The organism is Rhizobium sp. Pop5 (assembly GCF_024721175.1).
Taxonomy (GTDB): domain Bacteria; phylum Pseudomonadota; class Alphaproteobacteria; order Rhizobiales; family Rhizobiaceae; genus Rhizobium.
This window is the reverse complement of record NZ_CP099402.1, coordinates 283136-299028: the sequence shown is the minus strand read 5'-3', so window position 1 is coordinate 299028 and position 15893 is coordinate 283136. Positions and strand designations below refer to the sequence as shown.

General features: G+C 62.8%; 11 protein-coding genes. 9 read left to right on the top strand and 2 right to left on the bottom strand.

Annotated features, from left to right (window positions below):
• Positions 1 to 171 precede the first annotated feature (171 nt).
• Genes NE852_RS29425 through NE852_RS29400 form a run of 6 tightly spaced genes read left to right on the top strand, consistent with a single transcriptional unit; the run spans position 172 to position 8294 of the window.
• Complete coding sequence (locus NE852_RS29425; RefSeq protein ID WP_008532246.1) at positions 172 to 2694, top strand: hypothetical protein; 2523 nt, start codon at positions 172 to 174, stop codon at positions 2692 to 2694.
• Positions 2695 to 2710: 16 nt separating this feature from the next.
• Positions 2711 to 3805 (top strand): glycoside hydrolase family 105 protein, encoded by a 1095-nt coding sequence (locus NE852_RS29420; protein WP_258157162.1) that lies wholly within the window; start codon positions 2711 to 2713, stop codon positions 3803 to 3805.
• Entirely contained in the window at positions 3802 to 5163 is a 1362-nt protein-coding gene (locus NE852_RS29415; protein WP_008532252.1) for a glycoside hydrolase family 28 protein, read from the top strand. Before NE852_RS29420 ends, NE852_RS29415 begins: the two co-directional genes overlap by 4 nt.
• The gene (locus NE852_RS29410) at positions 5151 to 6257 is read left to right on the top strand and encodes an ABC transporter ATP-binding protein (protein ID WP_258157161.1); all 1107 of its coding nucleotides are present in this window, start codon (positions 5151 to 5153) and stop codon (positions 6255 to 6257) included. The genes NE852_RS29415 and NE852_RS29410 overlap by 13 nt, the downstream gene beginning before the upstream one ends.
• 2 nt (positions 6258 to 6259) lie before the next feature.
• Positions 6260 to 7246, top strand: a complete 987-nt coding sequence (locus NE852_RS29405) for a carbohydrate ABC transporter permease (RefSeq protein WP_008532258.1) — start codon at positions 6260 to 6262, stop codon at positions 7244 to 7246.
• Between the two features lies 1 nt (position 7247).
• A complete protein-coding gene (locus NE852_RS29400) occupies positions 7248 to 8294 on the top strand; it encodes a carbohydrate ABC transporter permease (RefSeq protein WP_008532259.1) in 1047 nt (348 codons plus the stop codon).
• A gap of 143 nt (positions 8295 to 8437) precedes the next feature.
• Here NE852_RS29400 and NE852_RS29395 read toward each other — a convergent pair whose 3' ends face one another.
• Positions 8438 to 9475 (bottom strand): LacI family DNA-binding transcriptional regulator, encoded by a 1038-nt coding sequence (locus tag NE852_RS29395; protein WP_258157160.1) that lies wholly within the window; start codon positions 9473 to 9475, stop codon positions 8438 to 8440.
• Positions 9476 to 9911: 436 nt separating this feature from the next.
• Positions 9912 to 10544: a TetR/AcrR family transcriptional regulator gene (locus tag NE852_RS29390; RefSeq protein WP_008532267.1), complete on the bottom strand. Its 633-nt coding sequence runs from the start codon at positions 10542 to 10544 to the stop codon at positions 9912 to 9914.
• A gap of 114 nt (positions 10545 to 10658) precedes the next feature.
• On the opposite strand from NE852_RS29390, the gene NE852_RS29385 reads away from it, so the two are divergent.
• The 3 genes from NE852_RS29385 to NE852_RS29375 are packed head-to-tail and all read left to right on the top strand — an operon-like array spanning position 10659 to position 15882.
• Entirely contained in the window at positions 10659 to 11732 is a 1074-nt protein-coding gene (locus NE852_RS29385) for an efflux RND transporter periplasmic adaptor subunit (protein ID WP_008532268.1), read from the top strand.
• Positions 11729 to 12814, top strand: a complete 1086-nt coding sequence (locus NE852_RS29380) for an efflux RND transporter periplasmic adaptor subunit (RefSeq protein ID WP_258157159.1) — start codon at positions 11729 to 11731, stop codon at positions 12812 to 12814. Before NE852_RS29385 ends, NE852_RS29380 begins: the two co-directional genes overlap by 4 nt.
• Entirely contained in the window at positions 12811 to 15882 is a 3072-nt protein-coding gene (locus tag NE852_RS29375) for an efflux RND transporter permease subunit (RefSeq protein ID WP_258157158.1), read from the top strand. Before NE852_RS29380 ends, NE852_RS29375 begins: the two co-directional genes overlap by 4 nt.
• Positions 15883 to 15893: the final 11 nt, after the last annotated feature.

Below are 15893 nucleotides of genomic sequence, written 5' to 3'. Positions count from 1 at the left end.
ATTTTCATCAATCGTGGCCTCGGCCATCGATATGTGAATTTCATATACTTGACATTCCTCCCGTCAAGCTATTTTCTACGTCAATAGCGACGTTTTTGAACATTTCTCAAAGGTGGCGCGCGCAAATGAAACAATGAAAATATTTTCATAAGATTGCGGAGGAGGCGATCTGTGCAGACGGAAAGCGTCAAGCAGCCGGACGACATGGCGCCAGCCTATGGCGTTGCCAAAGGCCAGACGATAACGGCATGGGCCGTGTCCGGCCTCATCGCCGACTATTTTCCCGGCGAGCCGGCTGCTGCCGAAGATCGCGTGAACTATCGCTTCATCAACGGTTTCGTCGATGTCGGCGACCTGCCCTGCCGCAAGGCCTTTTGGTCCACCATGGTGGGGCGGCAGCTTATGCCCGACACGTCCTGGCCGACGAAAAGCCTCTATCTCCCCGGCTCGAACCGCCGCGTCGAGTTCACCAGCTTCTGGCATGTGCCGACGCATGTCAGGAAATGGCTGAAGGGCACGTTCAGAACAGAAGTCCCGCGGGCGCTCAATCTGGCGCTGAAGACCTGCGGCGGGGTGCGCATATGGCTGAACGGGCAGGAAGCGGTGCGCTTCGAGCCGTTCAAGCGCAATGTCGAGAGTGCGACTGAGATCAGTTTGCAGCTCGAAGCCGGCGACAACGAGATTCTCGTCCACGCCGAAGACCTCGCCGAGCGCGACACCACCTGGTTCTTCGAGCTTGAAATGCTCGATGAGGAACCGCTCACGGTGCTGCTGCCTGTGGCGCTCGACCAGGATGAGGTTCGCGAGCTCGAGGGCCTTGTGCGCGGCGTTCGCCCGGCCCGCGACGTCTTCGTCAACCAGCCTCTGGAAATCATCTTCGACACCGCGCCCGAGCGCGACCTGCCGGTGGAGATAAAGGTCGTCGGCCATGGTCACGAACGGCCGCTCCTCGCCCATGTGAATTTGACCCTGCATGCGCACCAGAACCGGTTGATCGCCAAGGATATCAGCGGCATCGCCGACGGTTATCACGGTATCCACATGACGATCGGTTCCGGTCCGGGCTCGGTCACCCGCGTTATCGACGCCGCCTTCATGAGCGCCATTTCTCCGTTGCCGGCCGAGGCATCGCTTGCCGCCCGCAAGCGGCAGGCGCTGGAATACAGCGCCCGCTTCGGCGCCAACCGCGCCGGACGTCTCATCGCGATGATGGAAACCGGTCATGATGACCGGGAAAGCTTCGACCGCATCGTCGACGCGACGCTTGCCTCGATCGATGCGCGCGAGGATTGCTCGGATTTCATCATGGTGCCGCTGCTCTGGCTGCTCGGCGCCTATGGTGACCGGATGCCCGAAGCCACGGTCGAGCGCATCCGCCATTCCGTTCTCTCCTACCGCTACTGGGTCGACGAGCCGGGCAATGACGCGATGTGGTTCTGGAGCGAGAACCATGTGCTCTGCTTCCACACGAGCCAGCTGCTGGCCGGGCTTCTCCTGCCCGAAGAGGTCTTTTCCGCTTCGGGACGAACGGGCCGGCAGCAGGCGGAACTCGCCGTTGGGCGCCTCGGGCGCTGGTTCGACAGCGTCGAGGCCCATGGCCTGGCGGAGTGGAACTCGGCCGCCTATTATCCGATCGATTTCATCGGCCTGCTGGCGCTGGAGCGCTGGGCCGAGAGCGGGATTGCCGACCGCGCTCGCGGACAGATCGATCTCATCTTCCGCATGATCGCCCTTCACACGCTCGCCGGCGTTCCCGCAGGGTCGCAAGGGCGCGCCTACGACAAGGAACTGCGCGCCGGCCCGCTGACGGAGCTTGCGCCCTTCGCCCAGGTCGCCTTCGGAACGGGCTGGCTCAATAATGGGGTCGCAGCGCTGACCATGTTCTGCGCCGGCGATTATGAGCCGCCGGCCGATCTAGCCGAGCTTGCCGCACTTCCGCGAGGGCGAAGCGTCGAGGCGCGCTACAGCCAGGGGCTGGAGAGCGGAAAGCTGGTACTGTTCAAGAACGAGGCCGCGCAGCTTTCGACTGTGGTCGACCACAAGGCCGGCCGCAAGGGGCATCAGCAGCATGTTCTCGACATCAGGCTTGCCGGCCATCCGATGGCAAGGCTCTGGGTCAACCATCCCGGCGAAGACGATCCCTGGGGCAATCAAAGACCGTCCTACTGGGCCGGCAACGGCATCCTGCCGCGAGTCGCCCAGCATCGTGACGTCGCGCTTCTGATCGAAGATACGGCAGATGCACGGCATGCATGGACGCACGCCTATATCGGCCGCGACGGGCTCGACGATCTCATCATTGAAGGCAAATGGCTGATCGCGCGATCGGGCAGGGGATTTTCCGCCCTCTGGGCGTCGAACGGGCTGGAGCTGGTCACCGAAGGCCCGACCGCCGGCCGCGAGGCGCGCTCTTACGGACCGCTCGGCGGCTGGGCCGCCATCATCGGCTGCGGCAACGGCGACGCCTTCAAGGCCTTCATCGAGCGTCTGTGCCAGACGACGGTTTCCTTCGATCTCGCGTTTCGCCGTCTCTCCCTGACGCCCCCGGGCGGCCCGGCGCTCTCTCTTTCCTATGCCGACGGTCTTTCGATCGGCGGCGTGGCACGGTCGTTCACGCACGACCAGCCGCATCCGATCCTCACCCACGACAGTGCGGCATCCGTCGCCGGCACTGACGGGCCCTTCTACTCCTGAAACATAGGTTTCCAGCATGAACACAGCATCTGTCGATAGCGCCGCCCTCCAGACGACGATCGATCGCGTGGCGACGGCTTTCAGCCGGCTCAAGGGCATCAAGGAAGGTCTCGTCACGGACAATGGCGCCTCCGGCATCCAGTTCGACGAGTGGGACTGGGAGGTCGGCGTCGGTCTTTACGGGTTCCTCAGACGTGCGATTTCCGCCAATGACCAGAAGGCGCTGCAGCAGCTCGTCGCCTGGTACGCCGCCCAGATCGAACGCGGTATTCCGCCGCGCCAGATCAACAGCACGGCGCCGATGCTGCCGCTGGCCATCCTCGTCCAGCATGTCGACCGCCCCGATTTCCGCGCGCTGGTCGAAGACTGGGCCGACTGGCTCGTCAAAGAATTGCCGAAGACCGAGGATGGCGGCTTTCAGCACGTCGTCAAGGAGCGCCTCAACGACGGCGAATTGTGGGACGACACGCTGTTCATGGCCGGCCTCTTCCTCGCCCAGGCCGGTGTGCTCTGCGGGCGCAACGACTGGATCGACGAGGCCGTCTATCAGTTCGTGATCCACACCCGCTATCTCTCCGATCCGGTGAGCGGCCTCTGGTATCACGGCTGGACCTTCAACGGCCGGCACAATTTCGCCAATGCCTTCTGGGCGCGGGGCAATGCCTGGATCACGGTGGCGATCCCCGAACTCTTCGATCTCGTCCCGACGCTCGCCGAGAAGGACCGGCGTTTCCTGTCGAACGTCCTCGTCAGCCAGGTGCGTTCGCTGAAGAAATACCAGCGGCCGGACGGCATGTTCACGACGCTTCTCGACGATCCGTCCTCGCCGCTCGAAACCTCGGCTACGGCTGGGATCGCCTACGGCATCCTGCGCGCCATCGATGCCGGCATTCTCGACGAGAGCGACAAGGTCTACGCCGAGCGCGCGCTTGCGGCGGTGCTGGCTGAGATTGACGAGGAAGGCGTCGTCCACGGCGTCTCCGACGGCACGCCGATGGGCCATGACCTCGATTTCTACCGCCGCATCCCGAACCTGCCGACGCCTTACGGCCAGGCGCTGACCATGCTGCTTCTGACGGAAGTCCTTATCGAAAGCGGCCGCCGCCAATGAGTGGCACCTCGCTCGTCGCGATCGAGCCGTTCGATGGCGACAATACCGACCGTCTGCAAGCTGAGATCGACAGCCTTTCCGCCTCCGGCGGCGGGCGCCTGGAACTCCTGGCAGGCATCCACATCTGCCGGGGCCTGCGGCTGCGCTCCGGCGTCGATCTGCACCTTGCCGCCGGCGCGATCCTGCGTCCCGTGCCCGATTATGCCGCTTATCTCAATACGACGGTTTCGGTGATCGCCGAGAAGTCGGATCGCGGCATGATCGTCGCGAGGGATGCGCGGCGGATCAGCCTGACGGGAGAAGGGCGCATCGAAGCCGGTTGCGACAGCTTCATCACAGGCGACGACGAGACGGTGGGAACCTTCATCCCGGCCGAATTCCGTCCCCGTGTCGTCGTCTTCGAAGGCTGCGACGAGGTCGAGATCAGTTCGATCCATATCAGCCGCTCGCCGATGTGGACGCTGCATTTCGTCGACTGCACCGATCTCACGGTCCGCAACGTCACCATCGAAAACGACCGCCGCCTCCCCAATACGGATGGCATCGTGCTCGACGCCTGCCGCGGCGCCACCATCGAGAATTGCAAGATATCGACCGCCGACGATGGCATCTGCCTGAAGACCAGCATCGGTCCTCAAGGTGTCGCCATCGGCCGGTGCGAAAATATTCTCGTGCGCCGCTGCACTGTGCAAAGCTTGAGCTGCGCCCTGAAGATCGGCACGGAAACCCATGGCGATGTCACCAACGTCGTGTTCGAGGATTGCGATGTCTCGGCTTCCAACAGGGCGCTCGGCATCTTCTCACGTGACGGCGGCCGGATATCGAACGTGAGGTTTTCGAGAATTGCGGTGGAATGCCGCGAAACACCGGATGGTTTCTGGGGCTCGGGGGAGGCGCTGACCGTCAACGTCGTCGACCGCGTCGCCGAACGGCCCGCGGGCGCCGTCGAAAATCTCATCGTCGAGGACGTGGCCGGGCGCATGGAGGGGGCGATCACGGTCATTGCGGCGGCCTCGTCAGGCATCCGCAACGTGTCGCTGGCCCGTATCGCCATCGATCAACAGCCTGGTGCGCTCGGCACCGGCCGGACCTACGACCTGCGCCCGACGAACGCCGACCTCGCGCCGAAGGCCGATGGTGGCGGGCGGGCCAATGCCTGGACCCGAGGTTCGGACGGTCGGGTCATCGGCCTGCAGGACTATCCCGGCGGAATGCCGGCCGTCTACGTGGCCGGTGTCACCGGGATATTGATGAACGAGGTGCGGATCACACGGCCGGAACCTTTGCCGCAAGGCTGGAACGAAAACGACGTCGTGGAAACGGCGGCACCTGATGGGAGTGGGGCATGGCAGAACTGAAACTTTCCACCGTCAACAAGGCGTACGGCACGGTCAAGGTCCTGCATGACGTCGAACTCGATATCAAGGACGGCGAATTCGTCGTCTTCGTCGGCCCGTCTGGATGCGGCAAGTCGACCCTGCTGCGCGTCATCGCCGGCCTCGAAGAGGTCACTGAGGGCAAGATCGCGATCGGCGGGCGCGACGTCAGCGCGCTCTCGCCGGCCGAGCGCAAGATCGCCATGGTCTTCCAGTCCTATGCGCTCTATCCGCATATGAGCGTGCGCAAGAACCTCGCTTTCGGCCTCGAAAACCTGAAGTTCAAGCGCGCCGAGATCGAGGCGCGGATCGCCGAAGCTGCGAGAATGCTGGCGATCGAACCCTATCTCGACCGGCGTCCGAAGCAACTTTCCGGCGGCCAGCGCCAGCGCGTGGCGATCGGCCGGGCGATCGTGCGCGAACCCGACATCTTTCTCTTCGACGAGCCGCTGTCGAACCTCGACGCGGCGCTGCGCGTCCAGACCCGCGCCGAGATCACCAAGCTGCACCGCGAGATCAAAACGACGATGATCTATGTCACGCACGACCAGGTCGAGGCGATGACCATGGCCGACAAGATCGTCGTGTTGCGCGCCGGGCGGGTCGAGCAGGTCGGCGCACCGCTAGAGCTCTTCGATCACCCGCGCAATCTCTTCGTCGCCGGCTTCCTAGGCTCGCCGCGCATGAACATCATCAAGGGCAAGGTCGCAGCCATCACGGAAAGCGGCATCGCCATCGATGTAGCCAGCGGCGGCAGGATCGTCAGCGACGCCGATCCCGCCGGCATTGCGGTGGGGCAGGAGGTTCTCGCCGGCATCAGGCCGGCGCATTTCTCGCGCTCCAGCGGGCAGGGTCTGCCTTTCGTCGTGCAGTATCACGAGGGCTTGGGCACCGAGACCTATGTCTACGGCAATCTCGAAGGACAGGACGAGCAGATCATCATCCACGAGGCCGGCCATTTCGCACCTCACCAGGGTGACCGGCTCGTGATCGATGCCGATCCGGCCCGTATTCATTTGTTCGATCCCAAAACCGAGCTTGCTTTTGCCCGTCGATCGGGACAGGGGAGGCGCTGACCATGGCGGCTGGTGCATTGCTCTCCCAGACAGGCGAAACGGCGATGAGGGTGGTCGAAGCTCCGATGAATGCGGTGGAGCGCGTCTTCGGCCGCAAACGCATGCCCTGGCTGTTCCTGGCGCCGAACCTTGTTCTGTTCGCCATTTTCACATTTCTGCCGATTGCGATCGCCGTTGGCTATGCCTTCACCGGCGGGACCAATCTTTTCGTCTCGGAACGGCCCTTCGTCGGCTTCGACAATTTCCGCGCCCTGCTCTCCTGCGGCAATTACCTGCAGCCCGGCACCTGCCAGGAATCGCTGTTCTGGACGGCCGTTTGGAACACGCTCTGGTTCGTCGCCTGCAATGTCATCGCCACATTGCTGGTGGCGCTGATTACGGCGCTGATCCTCAATCGGGCGATCTTTGCGCGCGGCTTCTTCCGGGCGATGTTCTTCTATCCGGTTCTCTTGTCGCCCGTCGTCATCGGCCTGATCTGGAAGTGGTTCCTCGATCGCAACGGCCTCTTGAACGCGTTCTTCCAGATGCTCGGCGTGCCTCCGGAGATCTTCCTGCTCGATGTCGGCTGGTCGCGCTTCTTCGTGGTCGTCGTATCGGTCTGGTTCCACATGGGCTTTTACACCCTGATCCTGCTCGCCGGCCTGCAGGCAATCCCCAAGGAGCTCTACGAAGCCGCCTCCATCGACGCCGCTTCACCGCGCCGCACCCTGTTCCGGATCACGCTTCCGCTGCTTGCGCCGAACCTGCTCGTCGTGTTCATCCTGCTGATGATCAAGTCCGTACAGATCTTTGACGAGGCTTGGGTTCTGACCAACGGCGGCGGTCCGGGCACGGCCAATAGCTTCATCGTCCAGTATATTTACCAGATGGCATTCAGCAGCGATCTTCGCCTCTTCGGGCTTGCGTCGGCCGCATCCGTTCTCATGGGGCTGGTGCTTCTGGTTCTCACCCTCATACAGCTGCGCTTGGGCAAGCGAATGGAGTCCTGAGATGAACCCGATCCGCTTTCTCTCGCGCACGCGCCGGGCCGGACGCATCGATATCACCGACATACTGTCCTGGGTCTGGCTGATCGGCGGAACGCTCGCCGTGCTCATTCCTGTCGTCTGGGCGGGCCTTTCCTCGCTGAAGCCGGCGGCCGAGATCACCCGCTTCCCGCCGACGCTGCTTCCGCGCACCGCCGTCGAGCAGACCGTGCCCGGCTATGACAAGCCGCTCAGCCTCTGGCAGGTGACGGTTGACGGTCAGTCACGCGAAATGGCCATGATCCGGCGCATCGGCCTCAAGGCCCAGATGGTCGATCCGGCAAATCCCGGCCCGCCCGTCGGCGTCGACGTAAAAGGGATCACGCCCGTGCAACGGCTGACCATGGCGACCGAGAACTACACCGATCCGCTGACACGCTTCAACTTCCTGACCTTTCTCAGGAACTCGGTATTCGTGACCGTAGTTGCCACACTTCTGACGCTCATCGTCAACGCCATGGCGGCCTTTGCGCTGTCGAAATACAAATTTCGCGGTGATACTACCGTCTTCGTCATCATCATTTCGACCCTGATGATCCCGCTCGCCGTCGTCATGGTGCCGGCCTATCTCGTCATCGTCGGGGTCGGGCTTGCCGACAATCTCTGGGGCGTCATCCTGCCGACGATCGCCTCGCCCACGGCCGTTTTCCTGCTGCGGCAATATATGCTGACCATTCCCGACGAACTGATCGAAGCGGCGCGTGTCGATGCGGCGAGCGAATTCTGCATCTTCTGGCGCATCATCCTGCCGCTGACGGCGCCCGCTCTCGCGGTGCTGGCGATCTTCTCGGTGCTCTGGCGCTGGAATGACTTCCTCTGGCCGCTCATCGTCCTCAACAGCCGCGAGAATTTCACCCTGCAGGTGGGTCTCAACGCCTTCCAGGGCGAGTTCTCGGTGCAGTGGCACTATATCCTGGCGATGACCTTCCTCAGCCTGCTGCCCGTCACCGTCGTATTCCTGTTCCTGCAGAAATATATCACCACGGGCATCGCCGGAACGGGCATGAAGTGAACGAGGCGGGCGCACAGCGCCTCGGCCCGAGTTCTGATATCGGAGCAGCAATATCGGTGGGGAGGCTCAGTCTTCCCGCTTCGAGCCGGAGCGGTTCAGGCGTGATTGCCGGAGCCGCTCCATCTGTTTTGACAAAGCCTGACTTAACGCGGCGGCGCGATGCTGCCGCGCAGGACGAGGTGGCAGCCGAGTTCCAGGCGGTGGGCCGGGCGTTGTGGGTCGTTGGCGATCAGGCGCTGCTCGATGAGTGCCAAGGCCGCCGCGCCGAGACGGTCGGTGGGCACGCTGACCGTCGAAAGCGGCGGGCGGCTGAATTCACCGGGGACGATGTCGTCGAAGCCGAGGACCGAGATGGCTTCGGGCACGCGTATGTCGCGGTCGGCCAGAGCCTTCAGGCAGCCGAGCGCCAGGTTGTCGGCGGCGCAAAAGACTGCGGTGGCGCCTTTCATCCGGGGATCGCGGTCGAGCAGCGCGTTGATGGCGGCTTCGCCGTGTCTCGGCTCGTATCCCTCGGCCTCCACGATCAAGTCTTCGGGCACGGGAAGCTGGGCGGCGAAATAGGCATCGGAAAAGCCATCATACCGGCGCCGGATCGTCGTGCGGCCTTTCCAGGTCAGGTGCAGGATGCGGCGGTGACCGAGCCCCAGCAGATGATCGATGCCAAGTCGTGCGCCGAAGCGGTTTTCCGGCGTCACCGTATCGACCAGCATGGCCGGATCCTCGCCGTTGACGATGACGACGGGCATGTCCGAAGAGGCGAGGCTGCGGATGAGCTCGGGCTGATCGTCGTTCAGCACCACGATGCCGTCGGCGCGCTCGGAAAGCGCGATCTGCCGGACCTGAACTCCATCGATCCGTCTGCCGGCACTGACGTAGGGCACGATGCGGATGCCACGGCGCTCGCACTCCTTGCGAAGACCGTTGAGGATCGTCCAGCTCACCAGGTTGAGATCGCTCTCCGGGGCGGCGTCGTCGGGAATGGCAAGAAGCAGCACGCGCAGCGTCGCAATCGTCGCCTTCTTCCTGCGGCGGTCGAGGTAGCCGAGACGTTTGGCCGAATCCAAGACCCTCTCGCGCACCTCGATCGTCAGGGGCGCGGTTCCGTTCAGCGCGTGCGAGGCCGTGCTCAGCGATACATCGGCGTCGCGCGCGACATCCTTGAGATTGACTTTGCGTTCCACGTTATTCCGTCACGATTGCGGTCGTGCCTTAAAGGCATAAGCTAACTCGATGTTTTCACATAAAGAGTTCAGAAAATCCATGTGCCCTGCGCCGTATTTTTCGTGGCCTGGACAAAGACGGGTCCCGGCGCTGCGGCAAGCAAGCCCTGCCGGGCGGAAAACCGAGGAAAACGCCGCGGCGTCTTTGCTGTGGAGTCTGCATCGGCCCGGCAGAAATTCGCGGCCAAATTTCGGGAAAATCGCTTCCTTAAAAACCTCTTTGCCACTGAATATGAATAGAATCAATGGGTTATGATTGGCAAAGGGGTTTGTAAGGAGACCAAACATTTTAAAAAGTGAATGCCGCAAAGATCCGCCGTCGATGCTTTGCGCATTTTTTGAAAATGTTGGGCCTCCTTAAAAACGTCCTTCCAAACCTCGATGGCTGAGGTGACGGTCAGCGGGGCTTGGTGAGCAGGCCGTTGAACAGCAGATCGAAATAGACCCGCAGGAAGGCGGCCTTATCGGGGGTGGGAACGCGGCGGTCGTCGAATATCAGCCGCAAAACCGTCGTCGTCAGAATGGGTGCGACCACGATGTCGGAGAATTCCACCGGGACTTCGCGAAATTCCGCTGACGCAACCCCTTCCACAATGAGACCGTCGATCTTGGCGATAACAGGTTCGATGAACTGATCGTGGTGGCGGTCGATCAGGTCGGGGAACCGGTGGCCTTCCGCAATGACGAGCCGCGTCAGCTCGCGGGTCGTCCGGTCTTCGGCGATTTGGTCGTAGAGCAGGCCGAGAATGGACATCAGCCTGTCGGTGACGCTGCCGCTGAGGCTCTCGGTGATTGCTAGCAACTGCTGGAAGGGCACGGAGAAGTGGTTGATCATGGCCTCGAAGAGCTTTTCTTTCGTCTCGAAATAGACGTAGACCGTGCCCTTGGTGACGCCGACCCGGTCGGCGATGTCTTCGACGCGCGTGCCCGCGAAACCGCTTCTGACGAATTCCTCGAAGGCTGCATCCAGGATCTGGATCGGCCGCAGCGCTTTCTGTTCCGCGCGTGTGAGCTTCTTCTGAGCTGCCATTTTTTTGCCTCGCCTCCCTTGTCGTGCACGCCCTCGTCTCTGCGGCACAAAGTTTCATTGACTAATGCGTCAGTCAATTATATAGCAGCTGCCGTTGAGAGCAAGAGGTCAACTATGAGAACCATTCTGGTCGCCACAGCGATCGTATGCGCCATCGGTCTCGGATCATGCAGCGATGCGGGCGGGCCGGCCGAGCCGGCCCGGCGCGAGGTCGGCGTCACCGTCGCCAAGCCTGAGCCGCTGGTTCAGGGCGGCGCGATCACGGGAGAAGTCCGCGCCCGTGTCCAGACCGATCTGTCCTTCCGCGTCAGCGGCAAGATCACCGATCGGCTGGTGGAGGTCGGCCAGTCCGTCAAGGCGGGGCAACTGCTCGCGCGCATCGATCCGGAAGAGCAGAAGGCGGACCTTGGTGTGGCGACGGCCAATCTTCAATCGGCTGAAGCCCAGCAGACCCAGGCGCAGCTTGCATATGACCGCCAGCAGAGCCTGTTTCGCACCCAGGTGACGACGCGCGCGGCACTCGATCAGGCGCAGGAGGCGCTTCTGACCGCTCAGGCTTCGACGAAGTCGGCGCAGGCGCTCTTCGAAACCGCCCAGGACACGCTGTCCTATACCGAACTCAAGGCGGACGCCGACGGCGTGATCACCGCCCGCAACGCCGAGGTCGGGCAGGTGGCGCAGGCGGCGCAGGTGGTCTTCACCCTTGCCCATGACGGCGACCGGGATGCCGTCTTCGAAGTGGTCGAAAGCGCATTCCTGCGCCCGATCGATGGCGACGGCACGGTGAACCTGCTGTCGGACCCCTCGCAGAAGATCACGGCCAGGGTTCGCGAGATTTCGCCGACGATCGATGCCTCCACCGGAACCATCAGGGTCAAGGTTGCGATATCGAGCGACGCTCCCATTCCGCTCGGCGCTCCCGTCGTCGGCAGGTTCCGTTACCTCTCGCAGGACGTCATCCAGCTTCCCTGGTCCGCAATGACGTCCAAGGACGGCAAGCCCGCCGTCTGGGTCGTCGATCCGGCATCATCAGCGGTTTCCGTCCGGGCAATCGACGTCGCCGGCTACGAGACCGGCAGCTTCATCGTGAAGTCGGGCGTGTCGGCAGGGGAGGTCGTGGTGACCGACGGGACCAAGTTCCTCAGGCCCGGCGAAATCGTGTCTTATGTCAAGGAAGCTTCCAAGTGAGTATTCGACTCAAGATAATCGCACTGATGATGGGGACGGCCCTGATCTCTTCCTGCACCAAGCAGGAGGAAAACAAGGAGGAAGCGCCCCGTCCCGTGCTGTCGATAACAGTCAAGCAGACGCCAGCGACCAGTCTCGGGCTGACCGGCACGATCGAACCGACGATCGAGACCGATCTCGGCTTCCGGATTCTCGGACGGATGATCGCCCGCAACGTCAATGTCGGGGATATCGTCAAGCGGGGTGATGTCGTCGCCGCCATCGATCCGCTGGCGCTGGAGCTTGCCGTGCGCAGCGCTCAGTCGGACGTAGAAAACAGCGACGCCCAGCTGAGGAACGCGGTGACGACGGAACAGCGCCAGCGTGCGCTCCTGGAATCGCGCTCCGGCACGGAAGCCTCGCTGGAAGAGGCGGAACAGGCGAGACGGTCCGCCACGGCCGCAGTCGCCAAGGCGCAAGCCAACCTCGACAAGGCGAAGGAACAGCTCGGCTATGCGCAGCTTCGGGCCGAATTCGACGGCGTCGTGACGGCGACCTCGGCCGAAGTCGGGCAGGTCGTGTCGGCCGGCCAGACGGTCGTGACCATCGCCCGGCCGGACAAGCGCGACGCTGTGGTCGACGTGCCCCAGGCCGCTGCCCAGAAACTGAAGATCGGCGCGCCCTTCGAAGTGACGCTGCAGCTCGAACCATCGATCCGCACGACGGGCGTCGTGCGCGAGATCGCGCCGGAGGCGGAGACCGCCACGCGCACGAGCAGGACCAAGATCGCGCTCACCGATCCGCCTGAAGCCTTCAGGCTTGGCTCGGTCATAACAGCCTCCGCAACCATTGCCGCCGATCCCGAGATCGTGCTGCCGTCTTCCGCCATCCTTGTCAGCACCGACGGCCCGAGCGTCTGGATCGTCGACGTGCCGGCCAAGAAAGTATCGCTGCGCCACGTGAAGATCGACGGTGACGTCGTCGAAGGCGGCACCGTCCGGATCACCGAAGGGCTCACGCCCGGAGAAAGGGTGGTCGTGGCGGGCGTGCATAAACTTGAAGATGGCCAGGCCATCAGGATCGACCAGGAGATCAGCCAGTGAAGTCCTTCAATCTTTCCGACTGGGCGCTCGAGCACCGTTCGCTCGTCTGGTACTTCATGATCGTGTTCATTCTCGCCGGCGCCTTCTCCTATCTGAACCTCGGCCGCGAGGAAGACCCGAACTTCACCATCAAGACCATGGTGATCACCGCCCAATGGCCCGGCGCCTCTGCAGAAGAGGTGACGCGGCAGGTGACCGACAGGATCGAGAAAAAGCTCCAGGAACTGGAATCGCTCGATTATACCAGGAGCGAGACCGTTGCCGGCCAGACGACCGTCTTCGTCGAGCTGCTGCCGACGACCAAGGCGAGGGATGTCGCGCCGACCTGGCTGCGCATCCGCAACATGATCTCCGACATCAAGGGCGATTTTCCGAGCGGGGTCGTCGGTCCTTTCTTCAACGACCGCTTCGGCGACGTCTTCGGAAACATCTATGCTTTTACCAGCGACGGCCTGACGCAGCGCCAGCTTCGCGATCTCGTCGAAAACGCCCGCTCCGAGGTTCTGACCGTGCCCAACGTCGGCAAGGTCGACGTGATAGGCGCCCAGGACGAGGCGATCTATCTCGAATTCTCCACGCGCCAGATCGCAGCGCTCGGCATCGACCAGCAATCGGTGATCCAGACCCTGCAGGCCCAGAATGCGGTGACGCAATCCGGTTTCGTCGATGCCGGGCCGGAGCGCATCGCCTTGCGGGTGAGCGGACAGTTCACCTCCGAGGAGAGCCTCAGGTCGATCAACCTTCGCATCAACGACCGCTTCTTCCCGCTGAGCGACGTTGCCACGATCAAGCGCGGCTACGTCGATCCGCCATCCTCGCTATTCCGCTACAACGGAGAGCCTGCGATCGGGCTTGCGATCGGCATGAAGCAGGGCGCCAACCTCCTGGAGTTCGGCGAGGCGCTTGATGCCCGCATGAAGCAGGTCGTTGCCGATCTTCCGATCGGCGTGGACATCAAGCGCGTGTCTGATCAGCCTGCTGTCGTCGACGAAGCGGTTTCCGGGTTCACCCGCGCGCTCTTCGAAGCGATCGTCATCGTGCTCGTCATCAGCTTCATCAGCCTCGGCCTTCGCGCCGGCATGGTGGTGGCGATCTCCATTCCCCTCGTGCTGGCGATCACGTTCGTGGTGATGGAGTATTCCGGCATTTCGCTTCAGCGCATCTCGCTCGGCGCGCTCATCATCGCGCTCGGGCTGCTCGTCGACGATGCCATGATCGCTGTCGAGATGATGGTGGCCCGCCTGGAGGCGGGCGACAATCTGAGAAAGGCCGCCACCCACGTCTATACATCGACAGCCTTTCCGATGCTGACGGGAACGCTCGTCACCGTCGCGGGCTTTATCCCGGTCGGTCTCAACAGCAGTGCGGCCGGCGAATTTACCTTCACGCTCTTCGTGGTCATCGCAGTTTCGCTGGTGGTTTCCTGGATCGTCGCCGTGCTCTTCACGCCCCTTCTCGGCGTCACCATCCTGCCGAAGACGATGAAATCGCATCACGAGAAGAAGGGCCGCTTCGCCGCCGTCTTCTCCTGGCTCTTGAAGCTCGCGATGCGCTGGCGCTGGATCACCATCATTCTGACGGTCGGCGTCTTCGCCCTTTCGGTCGGCGGCATGGGGCTGGTGCAGCAGCAGTTCTTCCCGAATTCGGACAGAACCGAACTCGTCATCGACTGGAACCTGCCCCACAACAGCTCGATTGCCGAGACCAACAGGCAGATGGCCCAGTTCGAAAAGGAGATGCTGGCCGGCAACAAGGATATCGATCACTGGACGACCTATGTCGGCCAGGGCGCGCCGCGCTTCATCCTGTCCTTCGACGTGCAGACGCCCAATGTCACCTTCGGGCAGACCATCATCGTCACCAAGGGCCTCGATGTGCGCGACAAGGTGCGGGCGGAGCTGCAGGACTATCTGACGAAGACCTTCCCCGGCACCGACGCCTTCGTGAAGCTTCTCGACATCGGCCCGCCCGTGGGCAAACCGGTCCAGTACCGGATCAGCGGCCCCGATATTCAGAAGGTTCGCGACATCTCCCAGCAATTTGCCGGCATCGTCGGTTCGCATCCGCTGTTGTCGAACATGGTGCTGGATTGGAACGAGCCCTCCCGCGTGGTGAAGGTCGATGTCCTGCAGGACAAGGCGCGCCAGCTCGGCGTTTCCTCCGAGGATATCGCAACCGCGCTCAACGGCATCGTCGAAGGCTCCACCGCGACGCAGATTCGCGACGATATCTATCTGGTCAATGTCATCGGACGGGCGAGCGCCTCCGAGCGCGACTCCGTGCAGACGCTGCAGAACCTGCAGCTCTCCACCTCCAACGGCAAGGTCGTGCCTCTCTCGGCCGTGGCGAATTTCCGCTACGAGCTCGAGCAGCCGGCGATCTGGCGCCGTGACCGGCAACCCACCATCACGCTCAAGGCTGCCGTCATCGGTTCGACGCAGCCGGCCACGATCGTCGATCAGCTGAAGCCGAAGGTCGAGGAGTTCCAGAAGAACCTTCCCGTGGGATACAAGGTGGAAATCGGCGGCGCGGTCGAATCCAGCGCCGACGCCCAGGGGCCGATCGCCGCGGTCGCTCCGCTGATGCTCTTTATTATGGCGACGATCCTGATGATCCAGCTGCAGAGCTTCAGCCGCCTCTTCCTGGTCTTTGCGGTCGCGCCGACGGCGCTCATCGGCGTGGTCGCGGCGCTGTTGCTGAGCAATGCTCCCATGGGCTTCGTCGCCATCCTCGGCATTCTGGCGCTGATCGGCATCCTGATCCGCAACTCCGTCATCTTGGTCGTGCAGATCGAGCATCTGCGCGCCGAGGGGATGGCGCCGTGGCAGGCAGTCATCGAAGCGACCGAACACCGCATGCGGCCGATCATGCTGACGGCGGCGGCGGCGACGCTGGCGCTGATTCCGATCTCGCGCGAGATCTTCTGGGGGCCGATGGCCTACGCCATGATGGGCGGCATCGTTGTGGGAACCGCGCTCACCCTGCTGTTCCTGCCGGCGCTCTACGTGGCATGGTTCAGAATCCCGAGGGATGAGAAAGCCAGGGCCGAAGTCGCGGCAGGGGCATGAGGACAGGCCTT

Excerpts from the sequence above, each read along its gene's own strand:
- NE852_RS29415 (WP_008532252.1), top strand. The coding sequence starts at position 3,802 with ATGAGTGGCACCTCGCTCGTCGCGATCGAGCCGTTCGATGGCGACAAT.
- NE852_RS29400 (WP_008532259.1), top strand. The coding sequence starts at position 7,248 with ATGAACCCGATCCGCTTTCTCTCGCGCACGCGCCGGGCCGGACGCATC.
- NE852_RS29420 (WP_258157162.1), top strand. The coding sequence starts at position 2,711 with ATGAACACAGCATCTGTCGATAGCGCCGCCCTCCAGACGACGATCGAT.
- NE852_RS29390 (WP_008532267.1), bottom strand. The coding sequence starts at position 10,544 with ATGGCAGCTCAGAAGAAGCTCACACGCGCGGAACAGAAAGCGCTGCGG.
- NE852_RS29385 (WP_008532268.1), top strand. The coding sequence starts at position 10,659 with ATGAGAACCATTCTGGTCGCCACAGCGATCGTATGCGCCATCGGTCTC.
- NE852_RS29405 (WP_008532258.1), top strand. The coding sequence starts at position 6,260 with ATGGCGGCTGGTGCATTGCTCTCCCAGACAGGCGAAACGGCGATGAGG.
- NE852_RS29410 (WP_258157161.1), top strand. The coding sequence starts at position 5,151 with ATGGCAGAACTGAAACTTTCCACCGTCAACAAGGCGTACGGCACGGTC.